The organism is Natrinema salsiterrestre, from assembly GCF_029502005.1.
Classification (GTDB): domain Archaea; phylum Halobacteriota; class Halobacteria; order Halobacteriales; family Natrialbaceae; genus Natrinema; species Natrinema salsiterrestre.
This window is the reverse complement of sequence record NZ_JAMQOT010000003.1, coordinates 263,867-280,191: the sequence shown is the minus strand read 5'-3', so window position 1 is coordinate 280,191 and position 16,325 is coordinate 263,867. Positions and strand designations below refer to the sequence as shown.

13 protein-coding genes are annotated in these 16,325 nt (G+C 66.5%); 6 read left to right on the top strand and 7 right to left on the bottom strand.

All coding sequences use genetic code 11. The features are described 5' to 3' along the window. Positions 1-23 precede the first annotated feature (23 nt). Positions 24-1,787: a sensor histidine kinase gene (locus tag NDI89_RS10865; RefSeq protein ID WP_277521588.1), complete on the bottom strand. Its 1,764-nt coding sequence runs from the start codon at positions 1,785-1,787 to the stop codon at positions 24-26. Positions 1,788-2,328: 541 nt separating this feature from the next. Then, on the bottom strand, positions 2,329-3,801 hold the full coding sequence (gene purF, locus NDI89_RS10860) for an amidophosphoribosyltransferase (RefSeq protein WP_277521836.1): 1,473 nt from the start codon (positions 3,799-3,801) through the stop codon (positions 2,329-2,331). A 534-nt stretch (positions 3,802-4,335) separates the two neighbouring features. Between purF and NDI89_RS10855 the strand changes: the two genes are divergently transcribed. After that, positions 4,336-4,713, top strand: coding sequence for a hypothetical protein (locus NDI89_RS10855; RefSeq protein ID WP_277521587.1), 378 nt, complete (start codon positions 4,336-4,338; stop codon positions 4,711-4,713). A 103-nt stretch (positions 4,714-4,816) separates the two neighbouring features. Further along, positions 4,817-6,592: a MutS-related protein gene (locus NDI89_RS10850; protein WP_277521586.1), complete on the top strand. Its 1,776-nt coding sequence runs from the start codon at positions 4,817-4,819 to the stop codon at positions 6,590-6,592. 24 nt (positions 6,593-6,616) lie between these two features. On the opposite strand, the gene NDI89_RS10845 is transcribed toward NDI89_RS10850, so the two are convergent. Together NDI89_RS10845 and NDI89_RS10840 are read right to left on the bottom strand one after the other, a co-directional pair. Then, on the bottom strand, positions 6,617-7,222 hold the full coding sequence (locus NDI89_RS10845; protein ID WP_277521585.1) for a DUF6735 family protein: 606 nt from the start codon (positions 7,220-7,222) through the stop codon (positions 6,617-6,619). Between the two features lie 200 nt (positions 7,223-7,422). After that, entirely contained in the window at positions 7,423-8,979 is a 1,557-nt protein-coding gene (locus NDI89_RS10840) for an HTTM domain-containing protein (protein WP_277521584.1), read from the bottom strand. A gap of 180 nt (positions 8,980-9,159) precedes the next feature. Between NDI89_RS10840 and NDI89_RS10835 the strand changes: the two genes are divergently transcribed. After that, the gene (locus NDI89_RS10835; RefSeq protein ID WP_277521583.1) at positions 9,160-9,819 is read left to right on the top strand and encodes an HAD family hydrolase; all 660 of its coding nucleotides are present in this window, start codon (positions 9,160-9,162) and stop codon (positions 9,817-9,819) included. A gap of 208 nt (positions 9,820-10,027) precedes the next feature. On the opposite strand, the gene dps is transcribed toward NDI89_RS10835, so the two are convergent. Then, positions 10,028-10,690: a DNA protection during starvation protein gene (dps, locus tag NDI89_RS10830; protein ID WP_277521582.1), complete on the bottom strand. Its 663-nt coding sequence runs from the start codon at positions 10,688-10,690 to the stop codon at positions 10,028-10,030. Positions 10,691-10,865: 175 nt separating this feature from the next. Here dps and NDI89_RS10825 point away from each other — a divergent pair, with 175 nt between their 5' ends. Together NDI89_RS10825 and NDI89_RS10820 are read left to right on the top strand one after the other, a co-directional pair. Next, positions 10,866-12,146 (top strand): DUF7405 family protein, encoded by a 1,281-nt coding sequence (locus NDI89_RS10825; RefSeq protein WP_277521581.1) that lies wholly within the window; start codon positions 10,866-10,868, stop codon positions 12,144-12,146. Between the two features lie 180 nt (positions 12,147-12,326). Then, on the top strand, positions 12,327-13,934 hold the full coding sequence (locus NDI89_RS10820) for a cupredoxin domain-containing protein (RefSeq protein ID WP_277521580.1): 1,608 nt from the start codon (positions 12,327-12,329) through the stop codon (positions 13,932-13,934). A gap of 62 nt (positions 13,935-13,996) precedes the next feature. On the opposite strand, the gene NDI89_RS10815 is transcribed toward NDI89_RS10820, so the two are convergent. Next, on the bottom strand, positions 13,997-14,431 hold the full coding sequence (locus NDI89_RS10815; RefSeq protein WP_277521579.1) for a thiol-disulfide oxidoreductase DCC family protein: 435 nt from the start codon (positions 14,429-14,431) through the stop codon (positions 13,997-13,999). Between the two features lie 80 nt (positions 14,432-14,511). Then, on the bottom strand, positions 14,512-14,886 hold the full coding sequence (locus NDI89_RS10810) for a 2Fe-2S iron-sulfur cluster-binding protein (protein WP_277521578.1): 375 nt from the start codon (positions 14,884-14,886) through the stop codon (positions 14,512-14,514). Positions 14,887-15,050: 164 nt separating this feature from the next. Between NDI89_RS10810 and NDI89_RS10805 the strand changes: the two genes are divergently transcribed. Next, complete coding sequence (locus NDI89_RS10805) at positions 15,051-16,064, top strand: alcohol dehydrogenase catalytic domain-containing protein (RefSeq protein ID WP_277521577.1); 1,014 nt, start codon at positions 15,051-15,053, stop codon at positions 16,062-16,064. Positions 16,065-16,325: the final 261 nt, after the last annotated feature.

Sequence of the window (16,325 nt, the reverse complement as noted above, 5' to 3'; positions counted from 1 at the left end):
ACACCGGCGACTCGATGAGCGGCTCAGGATCGCGACGACTCGGCCTCGAAATCCGATTCGGAGCCGTCGGTCGGGGTCGCCTCCGTGGTCGGTTCGACGCCGCGGAACTCGAATCTGGCACCGCCGCTCTCGCTCTCCGTGACCGTCACGGTCCAGCCGTGGGCCGTCGCGATCTCGTTCACGATCGAGAGGCCGAACCCCGTTCCGTCCTCATCGGTCGTATAGCCGTCAGCGAAGACGTCGTCGCGGTCGGACGGCGGGATCCCGATCCCGTCGTCCGCGACGTAAAACCCCTCGACGGATCCGTCGGCAGCGTCGCCGAGCGTTCCCACCGCGATCTCGAGGTCGTCCCCGTTACCGGACTCGGTCCCGTGTTCGATCGAATTGCGGAACAGGTTCTCGAACACTCGCGCGGTCCGATTCGGATCGGCGAGAATCGAACCGTCGGTGTCGATCTCGATCGTCGCTGCCCCGGTAGCGACGCCGTTCCACGCCCGCTCCGCGACGTCTGCGAGGGAGACCGGCTTCGGGTCGGTAACGTCGGCGCCCTCACGAGCGAGCGCGAGGACGTCCTCGATGATCGTCTCCATCCGCTCGTGGGACCGCTCGATCTCGTCGAGATACGCCTCGGGATCCTCGTCATCGCGAGCGAGCTCGAGGTAGCCGTCCGCGACGTTCAGCGGATTGCGCAGGTCGTGAGAGACGAGATCGGCGAACCGCTCGAGGCGTTCGTTCTGGCGCTGTAACTGCGCTTCACGCCGTTTGCGGTCGGAAATGTCGCGAACGATGAGCAGCCAGCCGGCGTGGCGGTCCCGCCCGTCCTCGATCGGCGTCGCCCGGATGTGATAGTGGCCGCCGAACAGTGCCAGTTCGCGGTCGGTCTCGACGGGGCGTTCCGTGAGTTCGTGGTACTCGTCGCGTAATTCGGGAATCCCCTCGAGCAGCGAGTCGAGGCTCGCTCCGATCGGCGATTCGTCGATCTCCTCGAGCATCTCCCGGGCCACGGGATTGATATCGATGAGCCGATTCTGCGTGTCGACGACGAAGACCCCGTCAGTGACGTTGTCCAGGACGCGGTCGCGAGCGATCGGAACGATGTCGACCAGGCGGTAGCGGACGATCGCAATCGCGTACAGCGTGCCGGAGAGGATGAACCCGATCGGTGTCGTATCGAACGGGATCTCTCCGATGATATCGAAGATGTGGATCGCGTTCAACAGTACCGGGAGCGTCGTCGCTCCGAGTAACGCTCCGGCCTGGCCCCGATACAGCGCCCGGGAGTTGTACAGTAATTCGATGATCATCACCATCCCGGCGAGAGAGAGGCCGTACGAGTAGAGGACGTGGACGTCGAACGCGATTCCGGTCTCGTAGGTGATACCCGCGACGGCGCTCGAATTGTAATTGAACGATCTGAAAAACAGGTCGCCGGGATTCACGAACGCGAACAGGACGAGCACCACCGGCTCGATCGAGAGGAGCGCGACCGTCTTTCGCGTGATGAGATGCTCGCGCCCGCTGTACGCGAGAACGAAGAGGAACGTCCCGAGGACGCTGGGTCCGACACCGACGTAGAGGAGTCGAGCCATGAGCTCAGCCAGTGCATCTCCCCTGGCCATGGTTCGCACGACCAACGTTCCCGCCCAGAACGCCGCGCCGGCCAACCCCACCGTTAACCAGACGGCCCCGCTTTTCTCCCGATGACGCCAGACGACACCGGCGAGGACCGCAGCGACCGCCGTCGCAACGAAGTAGACAATCAGGCCGAGGTCGGGAGTGACTTCCACAGACTCAATCGTTCGTCTGAATTATAAAAATTTGTGGCCACTAGCCTTCGAAGGACCAGATTCCGTCTGAAAATGGACGGAATATAACACCAGTCATTGTCATAACAGGGGTATCAAAACCAGTGTCAGAAATAGTTTAATTCCGGTCCCCGAGTGTCGCGGAGACACCGCTTACAATCGCGAGCGGAGCCAGATGCAGCGCGTTGCGCCGCGAGAAGCGAGCGGCGGGGAAGGAGGAGTACGTTGATCGAAACTGAACAAACGATTTGGAAGGTATCACCCGGTCCAACAGAGCGCTGGGGGCTCTGTTGCAGATTTCACCGAGGGACACCGCGGTCGCAAATCGTCGCGATCGCGATAGATCGCCGTTCGAGACGGCCTCGTCGGCTCGTGATTGAGCGAATCGAAGCTGAGCGGGAGCTTCGCTCCCGCGAGGTCAGCGGGACGTACGTCCCGCCAGAATTCGCGATGTCCGCGACCCGAAGCGTTCGCTTGATCGCGGAAGACGGTTCGCGTCCTCGAACGACAGCGCGATATTTCGTCAGTCGTCCGCGGGGACCTGTTCCCCGACCGTGTCGGGACGACTGACGTCGCGGTCGGTTTCCTCCCCGTCGATATCGTAGGGGTACTCCCCCGTCACGCAGCCCAGACAGAGATCGATGCGGTCCTTCTCGAGGACCTCGGCGACGGCGTCGGTCGAGAGGTAGGCGAGGCTGTCGGCGGCGATCTCGTCGCGGATCTCGGCGGTGGATTTGTCCGACGCGATCAGTTCCTCGCGGGTGGCCATGTCGATGCCCATGTAGCAGGGGGCGACGATCGCGGGCGCGCCGATGCGGACGTGGACCTCCTCGGCACCGCAGTCCTTGAGCAACTGGACGAGCTGGGTCGAGGTCGTCCCGCGGACGATCGAGTCGTCGATGACGGTGACGGTCTTGCCCTCGATCGTGGACTTGATCGGGTTGAGCTTCAGCCGCACCGCGCGTTCGCGCTCGTCCTGCGTCGGCATGATGAAGGTCCGGCCGACGTAGCGGTTCTTCATCAGTCCCTCCGCGAACTCGACGCCGTCGTCGTCGGCGGCTCGCTGCTCGCCGTCGGCTGTCGTCTCGCTCGCGGCGTCCGCGTATCCGGCGGCGAACGCGCGCCCGGAGTCGGGAACCGGCATCACGACGTCCGTCTCGACGCCGCTTTCTTCCCAGAGCTTCCGTCCGAGGTTGCGGCGCGCCTCGTAGACGAGCGTGTCGTCGATGACGCTGTCGGGTCGCGCGAAATAGACGTGTTCGAAGAAGCAGTGTGCGGTGTTCTCGTTCTCGACGAGTTGGTAGGAGTCGAAGCCCTCGCCGTCGTCCTGCAGGACGACCAGTTCGCCCGGTCGAACGTCGCGGACGAGGTCGCCGTCGAGCGTGTCGATCGCAGCCGATTCCGAGGCGAGAATGTAGCCGTCCTCGAGTTCCCCGATACACAGCGGCCGATTCCCTTCCGGATCGCGCACGCCGAGGACGGTGTCGTCGTGAGTGATCGTCAGCGAGTAGGAGCCGTGAATGCGGCCCATCGTGTGTTTGACGGCGCGCACGAGGTCCTCTTCGAGGAGGTTCCGCGCGAGGTCGTGGGCGATGACCTCGGTGTCGCCGTCGCTGGTGAAGGCGTGGCCCGCGTCGGCGAGTTCGTCGCGGATCTCGTCGGCGTTGACGAGGTTACCGTTGTGGGAGAGCCCGAGCGAACCGCTCTTGAACGAGACGGAGAAGGGCTGTGCACAGGAGGAGTCGACCGAGCCGGCCGTCGGATACCGGACGTGGCCGATCCCTGCGGATCCGTTGAGCGTGTCGAGATCGTCCTCGTCGAAGGCGTCCCCCACGAGCCCCATATCGACGTGGCTGTGTTGTTGGAATCCGTCGTGCGTGACGATTCCCGCGGATTCCTGGCCGCGATGCTGGAGTGCGTAGAGCGCATAGTACAACGGACGTGCCGCGTCTCGACCGTCGAGTGAGACGCCGACGACGCCGCACTTTTCGGTCATTCCTGTTCGCCGGGGAGTCTCGCCCCGCCCATCAGTCATGGAAGTCAGTAGGGCACCGAGACGATAAAAATCCCCGTGTTTGTGCCTCTCCGGCTGCCTGTAGCCCCGAGAGTTATACACTGTTATGCATAGAATCGCGGAGACTGCGTGACGGCTACTTCGCGTCGCTACGGGATCGTCGGCAGCGCTCGGTGGCACGGTGGCCGGCAGCGGCGTCTCGAGCGATCGGCTCGTTCGACTCTCCGCGGACTCACGCACGAACGTGAACAGATATCTCGGTATCGCCGACGGAGTTCCGCACTACTGGAAGCGACAACTCGAGGGGAGATGCACCAGCCGGGCGCGATATCCGGTAGCGCGGCTTCGAGCGGGTGAACGGATACACGCCACAGCAACGAACCGTCCAGTGAGAACAGTGCCGACTCCCTCAGCGCCGGATCTCCTCCTATATTCTCGATGAAATGGCGTAAATTTTCGACTGTGGGCCGATTTCGGCCGGAACAGTTAACGAGTGCTCGCCGCTGCTCCGTATCAATGCACCGACGACATTACTTGGCGATAACCGCGACGATGACGGCCGGATTCGCCGGCTGTACCGGCAGCCGCAGTGGCACCGATGGCAGTCCCGAAGGGGTAGTCGAACGGTTCTATACGGCGATCGGTGACGGCGATCTGGAAACCGCGAACGCCCTCATTCACTCCGAATCACCCGTGGGCGAGATCTCCGAAGAGGACATGTCGAACTACGATAATATGGACATCGCGATCGAGCGAACCGAGCTCCTCGAGGAATCGGACGACGTCGCCGAAGTCAGGATAGAAGTGACGATGGAATCGGACGGTAACTCACGCACGAGCGAATCAACGCACGAGCTCCGGACTGAGGACGGCGAGTGGAAGCTTTACGAGTGATCTTCCGTCGATAGTACGAACCCTGAGCGGGACCCCAACGGGGAGAACCCGCTTCGACACTCGAGGCACAGTGTTCAAGACGGTCGCCTCGAATCCGACGAGTATGCGACTCGAGGAGTACTGGGGGGTCGGCCCGAAGACGCGGGAGACGCTGGTCGACGAACTCGGGAGAGAGCGGGCGATTCGGGCGATCGAAAGCGGCGACGTGCGGGCGCTGTCCGACGCCGGACTCGCGCGCGGCCGGGCGACGCGCATCCTCCGCCGAGCGACCGGGGGCGCTGGAATGGACATTCTCGCGACCAGTGACGCCCGGTCGGCGTACAAGGAGCTGCTCGATCTCGCGGTCGAACACGCCGTCACGCAGCGCGCGGCCGACCGGATTCGGGTTCTCACGCCGCTCGGGAGCCGCGAAGAGATGGAGGATCGCCTCGACGACGTACTCGCGGCCCGAGACGCCTGGGCGGAGCTTACGGACGACGACCGAACCGCCGTGCTCGATGCCTACGAGCGCTACGACGAGCGCGACGGGAGCGAGCACGCGGCCGTCGAGGCCGCGCTCGCACTGCTCGCGGCCGGCGTCGACTCCGGCCCGTTCGCCGCGATCGCGGACCTCGAGCGGGACCGGCTCGAGGACGCGGGCGACGCGCTGGCGGCGCTCGACGACGGACGGGTACGAGACGGTGCGGACGAGGAACTCGACCGCCTCCGAGGCGCGCTGGGCGCCGTCGAGGACATGGACGCGAACGTGCTCGCGCTGATCGAGGACCTCCGTTCGGAAGGGGTCCGCGACGTCGAGGGATTTCGGCAGTCCTTCGAGGACCACCTGCTGACCGAGACGGCCGTGACGATCGATCGGGTTCGGGACGCGATGCCGACCGACGCGACGGACGCGACCGACTTCGTCGGCGGAACCCTCCGGACGCTCCGGAGCGACCTCACCGAAGCGGTCGACGAACGCGAGGGAGCCGTCGCGAGCGAGTTCGAGGAAACGCTCGCGGAGGCACGCGACGCCGTCGATCAAGCGGTGAGCGCGGTCGACGACATCGCCCTGCACCTCTCGCTGGCTCGCTTCGCGCTCGAGTACGACTGTACACGGCCCGTCTTCGTAGAGGGGGAGGACGCTGCAGTGTCCGTCGTCAACGCGCGGAATCTCACGCTCGCAGCCCGCGACGACGAATCCGTTCAGCCGGTCAGCTACGCGCTCGGCGAGCACGGCGTGACGAGCGTTCCCGCCGGCGTCAACGCGGTTCCCGGCCAGCAGCGCGTCGCCGTCTTAACGGGCGCGAACAGCGGCGGGAAGACGACGCTGCTCGAGACCCTGTGCCAGATCGTCCTGCTGGCGACGATGGGGCTCCCGGTTCCCGCCGACCGGGCCGAGGTGACGCCCGTCGACTCGCTGGTCTTCCACCGCCGGCACGCGAGTTTCAACGCGGGCGTCCTCGAGTCGACCCTCCGATCGATCGTGCCGCCGCTGTCCTCGGGCGGGCGCACGCTGATGCTGGTCGACGAGTTCGAGGCGATCACCGAACCGGGAAGCGCGGCGGACCTGTTACACGGCCTCGTCACGCTCTCCGTCGACCGCGAGGCGCTGGGCGTGTTCGTCACCCACCTCGCCGACGACCTCGAGCCGCTGCCCCCCGAAGCGCGGGTCGACGGCATCTTCGCGGAGGGGCTGAATCCCGACCTCGAGTTGCTCGTCGACTACCAGCCGCGGTTCGGTACCGTGGGACGGTCGACGCCGGAGTTCATCGTCTCCCGACTCGTCGCCAACGCCGGCGACCGGGGCGAACGGGACGGGTTCGAGACGTTGGCGGAAGCCGTCGGCAACGAGGTCGTCCAGCGGACGCTCGCGGACGCCCGCTGGACGGCCGACGAGTGAACACGAGCGCCGAATCCGTCGGCGCTACTCGTCTCTCGTTCGCTCGTCGGATTCGTCGATGCCGTCCGTCGGTCCGTCGCCCTCCCGACGGTCGCGCTCGAGCCACCGGTCCGGTGTGGGCGTATACGTCGAGTCGCCGTCTTCGAGCGACTCCTCGTAGGTATAGAGGATCCCGTTTCGCTCCTCGCACACGCGCGCCTCGAGATACGCCTGTGCGGCCCGTCGCGAGAGCGCACCCATCTCGACAATGTCGGCCAGGGCGGTCTTGGTCGCGCGAAACCAGCGCCCGACCGTGCCGTCGTCGGGCCGGGTCGAAACGATCGCACCCCGGCCGCCGTCGCGGCCGTCGCCCCACTCCAGCCAACAGATCCGGTAGGGATCGACCTCGTAGTCCGCTTCCGGATCGACGAGGTACAGTGCCTCGTACACGCAGGGGTCGAGATAGTCGGAGAGGATCCGATCGCGGGCGATCGAATCCGCTACCAGGGAGCCCTCGATCGCGCCGTCGGCGAGCGGCGTCGCCGCAGTGATCTCGGTCGCGAGCGTGAGGTCCTCGCCGCCCCAGTGACTGTAGCGCAGATCGTAGAGCCGGTCCGGTCGCCCGTAGGCGACGAGCGCTCTATGTCCCATCGTCCACCCGCTCGAAATCGCGTGAATCGATCCGCCCGACGCTCGAATGGGGTGCCGTGTCGCGGGTCACGAGGGCTCTGGTCGCCCGTCCCTACTTGAACCCACGGACGAGTTCGGGAGCACAGTGAACTCCCGCCGAGAATGCGGACCGTCGACGAGCGGCCGCGCGCACACCTCTCGAGGAGGCGGTCGGAACCGCGTCAGCACGCACGTGAGAGGCGCTGGTGTCGGATCGGCTCGCCGACCGGCCCGTCAGCGTCGACCGGCTGTTCGACGCGGTAGACGGTCACCGACTCGATCCCAGCGGGTGCGCGGTCACAGAAGTACGCGCCCGCCGACTCGAGAACGGGATCGCCCGCGCCCTGTGCTTTCGTTCCGTATCGCTTCCAGAGCGTCGACGGATATCGATCCATGGCGTTGGGCGGTCGGTCGAACGTCACCGGCCCGCCGGTGACGAGATCGGTCGATGCCCCGGATTCGTCTGTCGCTTCGACGACGTACCAGCTGTAGGAATCCGGCGGATCCGGTGCGAAGAAGGCCCAGCTCGCACTGCCCAGCGTGCTATCGTCTCCCGAAACCGGGGTATCGACCAGCCCTGCCGCGGCGACCTGCCAGCCCACGATGGCGACGAAAACACAGACGAGGAGCACGGACGCAGCGAGTCGGACACTGCGCAGAAGACCCGGTGACAGTACCGCACCGGCCGATTCTGCACCGGTCGTCGCGTTCTCTTCGCTCGCGGGCTCGCTCTTCCGTTCGATCCGTGCACCCCTCACGAACGACTCGAGACGCCGCCCGAACCCGATCGTCGAGCCGTACCGGTCGATACGGTCCCAGAACTGCGGCGGCAGGAAGACGAGGAGGACCGCGACCATGACGAACGGAAAGGCCCCGAGCCGCATCGTGACCGCCATGCCGAGGTGGGCCCCGACGAACGCGGCGACCGTCGCCGTCCGGAGCCGACCGGTCGCGAGGACGAGCAGTACCGACGCAGCGAGGGTGGCGGTCCAGAGCCAGTTGATCGCGACCAGGACGGCGGGAACCTCCGCGATCGCCGGTCCCAACAGGTAGACGAAATCCTCGAGCTGCAAGATCCGCTGGGCTCCGACGCCCGCCATCCAGGCGTCACTCCGGAACTTGAGGATCGCGTTGATCGCGTAGATGACGACGACGTGCAGGAGGAGGATCGCAGTTGCGACCGAAACGACGCGACCGTCATCGCGATGTGAATCGCTGGTACCCCGGCTCCGGGACCGACGCGAACGGAGCGACCACCGCAGCTCGAGCGGGAGGAGAGCCGCGAAGACGAGCAGCGAAATGAGGATCGTATCGCCGCCGTTGACCAGATACGGGTTGCGCGCGTGCAGCGACGCGAGGAGGAGCGTGATAGCGAGCGCCGCGAGTCGGTGTCTGTAGCCGACGAGCACGCAGGCCGCGAGGACACCGGTCGCTCCGAGCAACAGGGCCTGAACCCAGACCGAGCCCGACAGGGCGTGGAGCGACCACCGGGCGAGCACCGGCGTCGTCTCCGCGAGTGCGGATCGGGTGAGGACGCCCTCGTCCGTGTAGAACGTCACCAGACCCGGTGCCCGAAGGGCGAGCAGATCGAACAGGACGACGAGCCCGAGCCCGATCCGGAACGCGGCGAGCGCTCGCGGATCGATCCCGAGACGCGACCGGACGAACGCTCGAAGCGACGCGAGTCTCGACGCGTCAGCGCCGGTCGCGGTCGTCGATTCGGATGATACCGCTGTCATTGGGAGGGGCGACGTCGCTCCTCGGTTGTCAGCCGGTATATAAGTATTTTCTCCCGAGTCCCGGCCGTGGAAATCGGCGCGGGACGCCGGTGGAGCACTCGAGCGGCCACCGTTTCGGACGGCGGCATCGTTCGAGCACGGACACAACGCCGAAACCTCTCCGCCCACTACTGGACCCATATGGGAGCTCGGACCACGTACGATGCGGTGATCTTCGACAACGACGGCGTGCTGACGACGCCGACGGATCGCGACGTCCTGGTCGACGCCGTGCACGAGGCGTTCGAGACCGTCGGCGTCGCGGATCCGTCTCCGGACGACGTCGATACGCTCCTCGGTCCGGACGTGCCGTCGCTTCGTGGAGTCGCGGCCGACCACGGTATCGGCCCCGACGAGCTCTGGACCGCCCGCGAAGACGCCGCGATCGCGGCCCAGCTCGCGGAGCTTCGGGCCGGCCGGAAACGGCACTACGACGACGTCGCGGCGCTCGAGTCGCTGTCGGTACCCACGGCGATCGTCAGCAACAACCAACACGAGACGATCGGCAACGTGCTCGAGCACTGCACGCTCGCGGAATTCGACGTCTGGTACGGCCGCGAGCCGACGCTCGAGGGGATCGAGCGGAAGAAACCGAGGCCCTACTACCTCGAGCGGGCGCTCGCGGACCTCGGGATCGAGAACCCGCTTTTCGTGGGCGATAGCCGGGTCGATATCGCCGCGGCCGACGCAGTCGGGATCGACGCGGCGTTCATCCGTCGCGATCACCGCACCGGCTACGAACTCTCCGCGGAGCCGGCGCACGAAATCGAGTCGCTGGCGGCGCTGCCCGAGTTCGTCTGACCGGTCGTTCGGCCGCTCCCTCGCGACTCGACCGGCAGCGCGCGCTCAGGCGGTCGCGCTCGCGTGCCGTTCCCTGGTTCAGGTGGTCGAAAATCATGCGTTAGACGGTGAGCCGTGACCGATCGTGACGCACCGGATTCGACGGTGAACGACCCGCGTGCGACGCTCACGTGGGTGCCGTTCGAACGGTCCGAGCGCTGGCGGCCGCTCACGCGCTGTCGTTGAACCGGCGGTTCGTCGAGAGCGGTGCATCGCCGGGTTCGCCCCGGACGAAGTGGCCAGCGGGGTTGATCTCACCGTCTCGTTCCATCGAGAGGAGTTCGACGAACCAGGCCTCGTGTTCGATCTCCTCCTGGAGAATGCGCGAGGCCATGTCGTAGGTCCGCGGATCCTTCCCGTGGGTCATGTCGCAGATCTCCGACCACGTTCGAATGGCACAGCGCTCGGCCTCGAGCAGCACCTCGAGGACGTCCTCGGCCGCGAGTTCGGTGATGTCGAGGCGGCCGCCCTCGTCGTCGTACGGGACCGGTACTTCGGCGTCCGGGCAGGACGCCCGATCCGCGAAGTCGCGGATGTCGTTGGGCAGATGGCCGCCCAGTTCGTACACCCGCGGTGCGACGAGTTCGAAGTGCGCCCGGTCCTCGAGGCGAGCGTCCTCGGCGATCTCCTTGTAATCCTCGTGCCCGGCGAGGTGCATTCGGAGGTTCGTGTAGTAGTAATAGGTGGTGAACTCGGCGCCGATCGCGTCGATCAGTTTCTCGCGCAGTTCCTCGGGCTCGAGCCCGCGTTCGCGAAGCACCGCCATTCCGACCCGTTCGCTCGTGTCTCCGGCGTCGACGTTGCCTGCGGCGTGTGGTTTGTCGTCGGACATTCACCGGGTCACTCCCATAACTCGAGGCATCAATCTTTGCTTGCAACTGCCGACGGTCACTCGCGGCCAAAAGGACGCCTGACGGCGGTTCTAGAACCGCGACGCCGTACAGACGTCGCGCCCGACACCCGGTCCGACCGCAATATCCTTACTCGTCAACCCCCGAGGGTCGTGTATGAACGGTTCGGATCGCGGGCTCTCCCGTCGCGCGTTCGTCCGCAGCGCGGTCGCCATCGGCGGCGCGAGCGCACTCTCCGCCTGCCTCCAGCGCGAAGACGTCGAGGACGTCCCGCAGGCCTCGCTCGCCCCCGACGAACTTCCCAGTCGGCAACACGCCTGGAACGACTTCCTCTCGACGGACGACCACGGCAACGTCGAGCCGCCCGAACACCACCTCCTGCTCGCCCTCGAGTACGTCGGCGACGGCCCGGCAGCCGCCGACGGCGAACGCGAGCGACTCGAGGCCGCCTTCCGAACCCTCGAGCGGGCGTACGAGCGCGGAAACGGAGGACTGGCGTTCGCGGTCGGCTACGGCCCGGCGTACTTCGACCGGTTCGAGGACGATCTCCCCGACGGAGTCGACCTCCCCGACCCCGAAGCCCTCGCGCCGATCGAGGACCCGCAGCTCGACGAGTACGACGCGCTCGTTCACCTGGCGAGCGACTACGGGCACGTGACGCTGAGCGCCGAAGAGGCCCTGAAGGGGGAGATCGAGGAGCTGAACGGGCTCGAAGTCGAGGCGAGTTTCGATGGCATCTTCGACGTCGCGGAACGCCGAACGGGATTCATCGGTCCCGGCCTCCCCGCGGAGCGCCAGTCCGGCGTCAGCGGGATTCCGGACAGCGAGCCCGTTCCGGAGGACGCGCCGCTGTTCATGGGGTTCAAATCGGGGTTCAGGCAGACGCAGGCGAGCGAGGATCGCGTGACGATCCGGGACGGTCCCTTCGCCGGCGGGACGACGATCCACCTCTCGAAGATCGACCTGCACCTCCACCAGTGGTACGAACAGGACAGCCGCGAGCAGCGCGTCGCCAAGATGTTCTCGCCGGCCCACGCCGAGGAGGATCTCGTCGAGGGCGTCGGGGACAACCTCGGCGACTCGAGCCGCGTCGCCGAGGTCGGCGGCAGTGCGGCCGAGGACGCCCGGAGCGAGGGGACAGTCGGCCACGCTCAGAAGGCGGCTCGAGCCCGCGAGGACGGCGAGCCGATCATCCTGCGGCGGGACTTCGACTCGACCGACGACGACCGGGCGAGCGTTCACTTCCTCTCCCTGCAGCGCTCGATCGCGGACTTCGTGAAGACGCGGCGGGCGATGACCGGAACCGACCTCACCGAGGGTTCGGTCGGCTCGCGGACGAACAACGGGATTCTCCAGTACATCAGCGTTCGCAACCGGGCGAACTACCTCGTGCCGCCGCGGAGCCGTCGGGCCCTGCCAGAGCCGAACCCGGCGTAGCGGATCGAGCCGATCTCGACGCCATCGCGTCGCGAGTGGTCTCGGTGGGAACGCGATCAGCGTCTCCGACGTGTCGCTCGGACTGTCTGTTCTCACACCCTCGCTTTCATGACCAATGGCTATTCGATCGCCACACACCACCGGGACGGCTTTTATCGGCGTCCTCGGTGTCGGTCTCGTATGTCGTCATCACGACGGCGGTTTCTCGAACTGGGGGCGATAGCATCGATCGGCGGCATGGCGAGCGCGTACGGCGTCGGCGCGAGCCGGAGTCAGCAAGGAAACGGCGACGGATCCGAGGACGGCGACGGTACAGGCGATAGCGAGGAGCCGGCAGTGACGGTAACCGCGAGACAAGAACCGGACAACGCCTTCTACTGGGTCCTGCCCGGCGAACGGCGATTGAGCCCGATGGTGTTCGGGACGGCGGAGAACCCGCGGAACGGGACCGATCTGCTCGAGGCGCGAATCGAGCAGGCGCGACAGCTCCCGGACCCGCTCGGGGAGGCCGTTCCGCAGTTGCTCGAGGACCTCCCGTTCCTCGTGGCCGCGCCCGACGAGGCCCGCGAGCCGATCGAGGAGGCGGGCGAAGGCGGTATCGCGGGAGGTGGCCTCGGGAACGAAACCAACGCCACTGCCGGGAACGAGACCAACGTCACCGACGCGAACGTGACGGATGGCGGGAACGGCGGTCTCGGGAACGAGACCAACGTCACCGACGGAAACGTGACGGCCGGCGGGAACGGCGGCCTCGAGGAGACCGGCGAGGACGCGATCGCCCAGCAGGTGCTGGCCGAGCCGACCCTGTACAGCGACAATGCAGAGGTGACGAGCGGCTCGTTCGAGATCACCTACGAGGACCACCGGCCGTACGACCTCCCCGGGATGCCGGGAGATACGCCCGACGCGATCGATCTCAGCGCGCAGTTTACCGACCCGGCGGGCAACGAGTACGAGATCGAGCACGACCACGTCATCCAGCCGCCGATCCCCGGCTACGAGACCGGCGGTGGCGTGTTGACCGACGGCTTCCTCCACGGGATCACCGGCACCGGCTCCCCGCTGTTTCCGCGAGCGTACACCTACGGCGCGTCGTGGGGCGTCGGAAACCTCCACGTCAACGGCGAGCTGGCGACCGAAGAGGGGTTCCGCGTCATCCACTTCATGACCACGCAGACGGTCCGAGACGCGCAGTACGACATGGCACTCGACGAGGAGATGCCCCTCGAGCCGAGCAATACCATCGCGGGGCAGATCCACCACACGCACGGCGTGGTCCTGCCGATCCGGCCGACGGACGACGGCCCGGTGTACGATCCGGTCCCGACCGCGTTCGAGCTTCCGAACGGCGACACGCAGCCGTTCATTCACGCGATGTGGGAGCAAGACGAACTCGTCGAGGGGCCGTTCGCGGACTGGGAGTTCCCCGGTGGTGAAGGCAGTCAGGAGACCGACGAGAACGGCGAGACCGACGCGGAAGCCGACATCCGACTCGTCGGTGAAACGCAGGGCTGGCAAGGGGAGGCACCTGACGATATCTCGGGAACGGAGAACCCGACACTCGAACTCGAGGAGGGAACCGAGTACGTCCTCGTCTGGGAGAACGGCGACGGCCTGCAGCACAATTTCGCGATCGAAGACGAGACCGGCGAGGACCTGCTCGCCTCCGAGTTCATGGGCGACGAAGGCTCGACCCAGACGGTCACGTTCACGGCGTCGGCGGAGATGGCCGAATACTACTGTCAGGTCCATCCCGACTCGATGCGGGGCTCGGTCGACGTGCAGTGATCGAACGGCTCGAGCGGCCGCTCGGTCGCTCGAGATCCGCTGACCGATACCCGAGATCGGACTCAGCCGCTCGGTACGTGCGTCCGATTCCCGGTAGCCGCGAGGTCGTCGAACAGCGCCGCTGCGTCGTCGGCCATCGGATAGGCGTCGTGATAGGGGTCGATCTCTCGGTCCGTGCTCGAGACGAACCGAATTGCGTCCGCGACGCGTTCGTAGTTCTCGTCGACGACGTCCTGAACCAGCACCGGCATCCCGGCCCGCTCGCACAGTTCGGTCGCGGCGGCCCGGCCCGCCCAGACGGTCTCCGCCTCGATGTCCGCGAAGAACAGCGCGAAGGGGACCTCGCCGAACTGCGCCTCGAGGAACGCCCGTGCGGCCGGTTCGTCCCAGGGGACGACGCCGACGCCCTCGAGTTGCCGCATCGCGGTCGAGGCCGCCGAGCAGAACGGACAGTCGCCGTCGTAGAGCAGGATCCCGGTGAACCGCGGCTCGGTCATATCGGCTCCTACGTCGCGGTGCCGGAAAACGTTCCGTGGGGCAGGTGCTGGTGGCAGTTTCTCCGGAGCGATATCGACCGTTAGCCGAGCTTCGACCGACCCGGTGGTCTGTCGTGGTCGGCCCGGTGCCGGAGCAGTTCGCCGTACCGTTCGACTTCGATGACGCAATCGGCGCGGGGACGAGCGACGCAGGTGAGGACGAAGTTCGCCGCGTCGTCCTCCGGATAGTATCGCTTGGCCCGACTGTGATCGACCTCGCCGGAGATGAGCTTCGCGCCGCAGGTGATACACCACCCCTGCTGGCAGTCCGCGGAGAGCCAGAGATCCGCAGCGCGGGCCGCGGCGAGGATGGTTTCGTCTTCCCGGACCTCGATCGTTCTGGACTCGCCGGCGGCGTCCATATCGGCGCCCTCGGGGACGCGAAGTTCGACCTCCCACGTAGCGGGGTCCGTCACGGGGACCCATAGGCGTCCCCGGACCAAAGACCTGCGCTGGACAGGTGCAAGCCGAGCGGTGATCGGAACTGATCACTGCGGACGACGCAGCGAAGGACGTCTCGCCGACGGGGAGAGTGCCGGCTTCCCTAGGGTCTTTGCCCTCGAGACCGACCGGGAAAGCGATGCGAGCAGCAGCCTTCACCGATCTGATCGGCCCCGAGGGAGTGAGTCTCGTCGACCGACCCGACCCCAAGCCCGGTCCCGGCGAGGCGGTGGTCGACGTCGACGCGTGCGGGATCAACCGTCACGACCTCTTCATCCTCGAGGGGGACTCGGCGATGGTCGACGCCGACGACCTCCCCTTCGTCACGGGACTCGACGCGGCCGGCGTCGTCGGCGAGGTCGGCGCTGACGTTCGCGGTATAGAACCCGGTGACCGGGTAGTCCTCTGTCCGAACCAGACCTGCGGAACCTGTCGGTTCTGCCGCGAAGGGCCGGAAAACACCTGCGAGCGGTTCTCGCTGTACCACGGCGGGCTCGCGGAGTCCGCCCGCGTACAGGCCGATCGCCTGATTCCGTTACCGGACGGTGTCGACACGACGACCGCCGCAGCGATCCCGACGGCGTACATGACCGCGTTCCACATGCTCCGGCGGGCCGAGGTCGGACCCGGCGATCTGGTCTTCGTCCCCGGGGCGACGGGCGGCGTCGGCGTCGCCACCGTCCAGCTCGCGACCGTCTTCGGTGCCGAGACGATCGGGACGTCATCCTCGGCGGCGAAACTCGAGCGCGTCCGCGAGCTGGGACTCGACCACGGCATCGAGTCGGCGGCGATCGACGAGATCCGCGAGGAAGTCGAGGCGATCGGCCGACCCGACGCGGTGATCAACCACCTCGGGGGCGAGTTCACCGGACTCGGCCAGTCGGTACTGCGCCGCGGCGGGACGATGGCGATCTGCGGCCGCACCGCCGGCAACGAGTCGACGATCGATATCTCGAACCTCTTCCTCGGCCACAAGCGCGTCGTCGGCTCCACGATGGGCACCCAGGACGACCTCCGCCGGCTCGTCGAACTCGTCGCCGACGGCGACGTGGCACCCGAGATTGATCGGACGTATGCGCTCGAGGACGCCGACGCGGCGTTCGCGGCGATGCAAGACCGGGAGAGCGTCGGCAAGATCGTCGTGGAGCCGTAGAACGGCGAACTCCGCCGTCGATGTCTGTCGACTCCCCGACTTTCCACCTCCGGGCGGGAATGAAAGGGGCTTCCGGTCCGGGCGAACCCGGACGACGCAAGCACTACAGGGAGTGAGCGTAGCGAACGACCGAAGCGCGCAGCGAGGCCCGGGAGTCCGGACCGGAAGGGGCTTTCGGGACGATGTCGTCGATGCCCACAGAACAGAATCGAAACACAGCTGCTCACACGACTAGCCGGAAGGCGCTGGGCCGAGCTATTT

Bases quoted from the DNA above. Each gene is read 5' to 3' on its own strand.
- purF (WP_277521836.1), bottom strand. From the start codon at position 3,801: ATGACCGAAAAGTGCGGCGTCGTCGGCGTCTCACTCGACGGTCGAGAC.
- NDI89_RS10855 (WP_277521587.1), top strand. From the start codon at position 4,336: ATGCACCGACGACATTACTTGGCGATAACCGCGACGATGACGGCCGGA.
- NDI89_RS10850 (WP_277521586.1), top strand. From the start codon at position 4,817: ATGCGACTCGAGGAGTACTGGGGGGTCGGCCCGAAGACGCGGGAGACG.
- NDI89_RS10845 (WP_277521585.1), bottom strand. From the start codon at position 7,222: ATGGGACATAGAGCGCTCGTCGCCTACGGGCGACCGGACCGGCTCTAC.
- NDI89_RS10840 (WP_277521584.1), bottom strand. From the start codon at position 8,979: ATGACAGCGGTATCATCCGAATCGACGACCGCGACCGGCGCTGACGCG.
- NDI89_RS10835 (WP_277521583.1), top strand. From the start codon at position 9,160: ATGGGAGCTCGGACCACGTACGATGCGGTGATCTTCGACAACGACGGC.
- dps (WP_277521582.1), bottom strand. From the start codon at position 10,690: ATGTCCGACGACAAACCACACGCCGCAGGCAACGTCGACGCCGGAGAC.
- NDI89_RS10825 (WP_277521581.1), top strand. From the start codon at position 10,866: ATGAACGGTTCGGATCGCGGGCTCTCCCGTCGCGCGTTCGTCCGCAGC.
- NDI89_RS10820 (WP_277521580.1), top strand. From the start codon at position 12,327: ATGTCGTCATCACGACGGCGGTTTCTCGAACTGGGGGCGATAGCATCG.
- NDI89_RS10815 (WP_277521579.1), bottom strand. From the start codon at position 14,431: ATGACCGAGCCGCGGTTCACCGGGATCCTGCTCTACGACGGCGACTGT.
- NDI89_RS10805 (WP_277521577.1), top strand. From the start codon at position 15,051: ATGCGAGCAGCAGCCTTCACCGATCTGATCGGCCCCGAGGGAGTGAGT.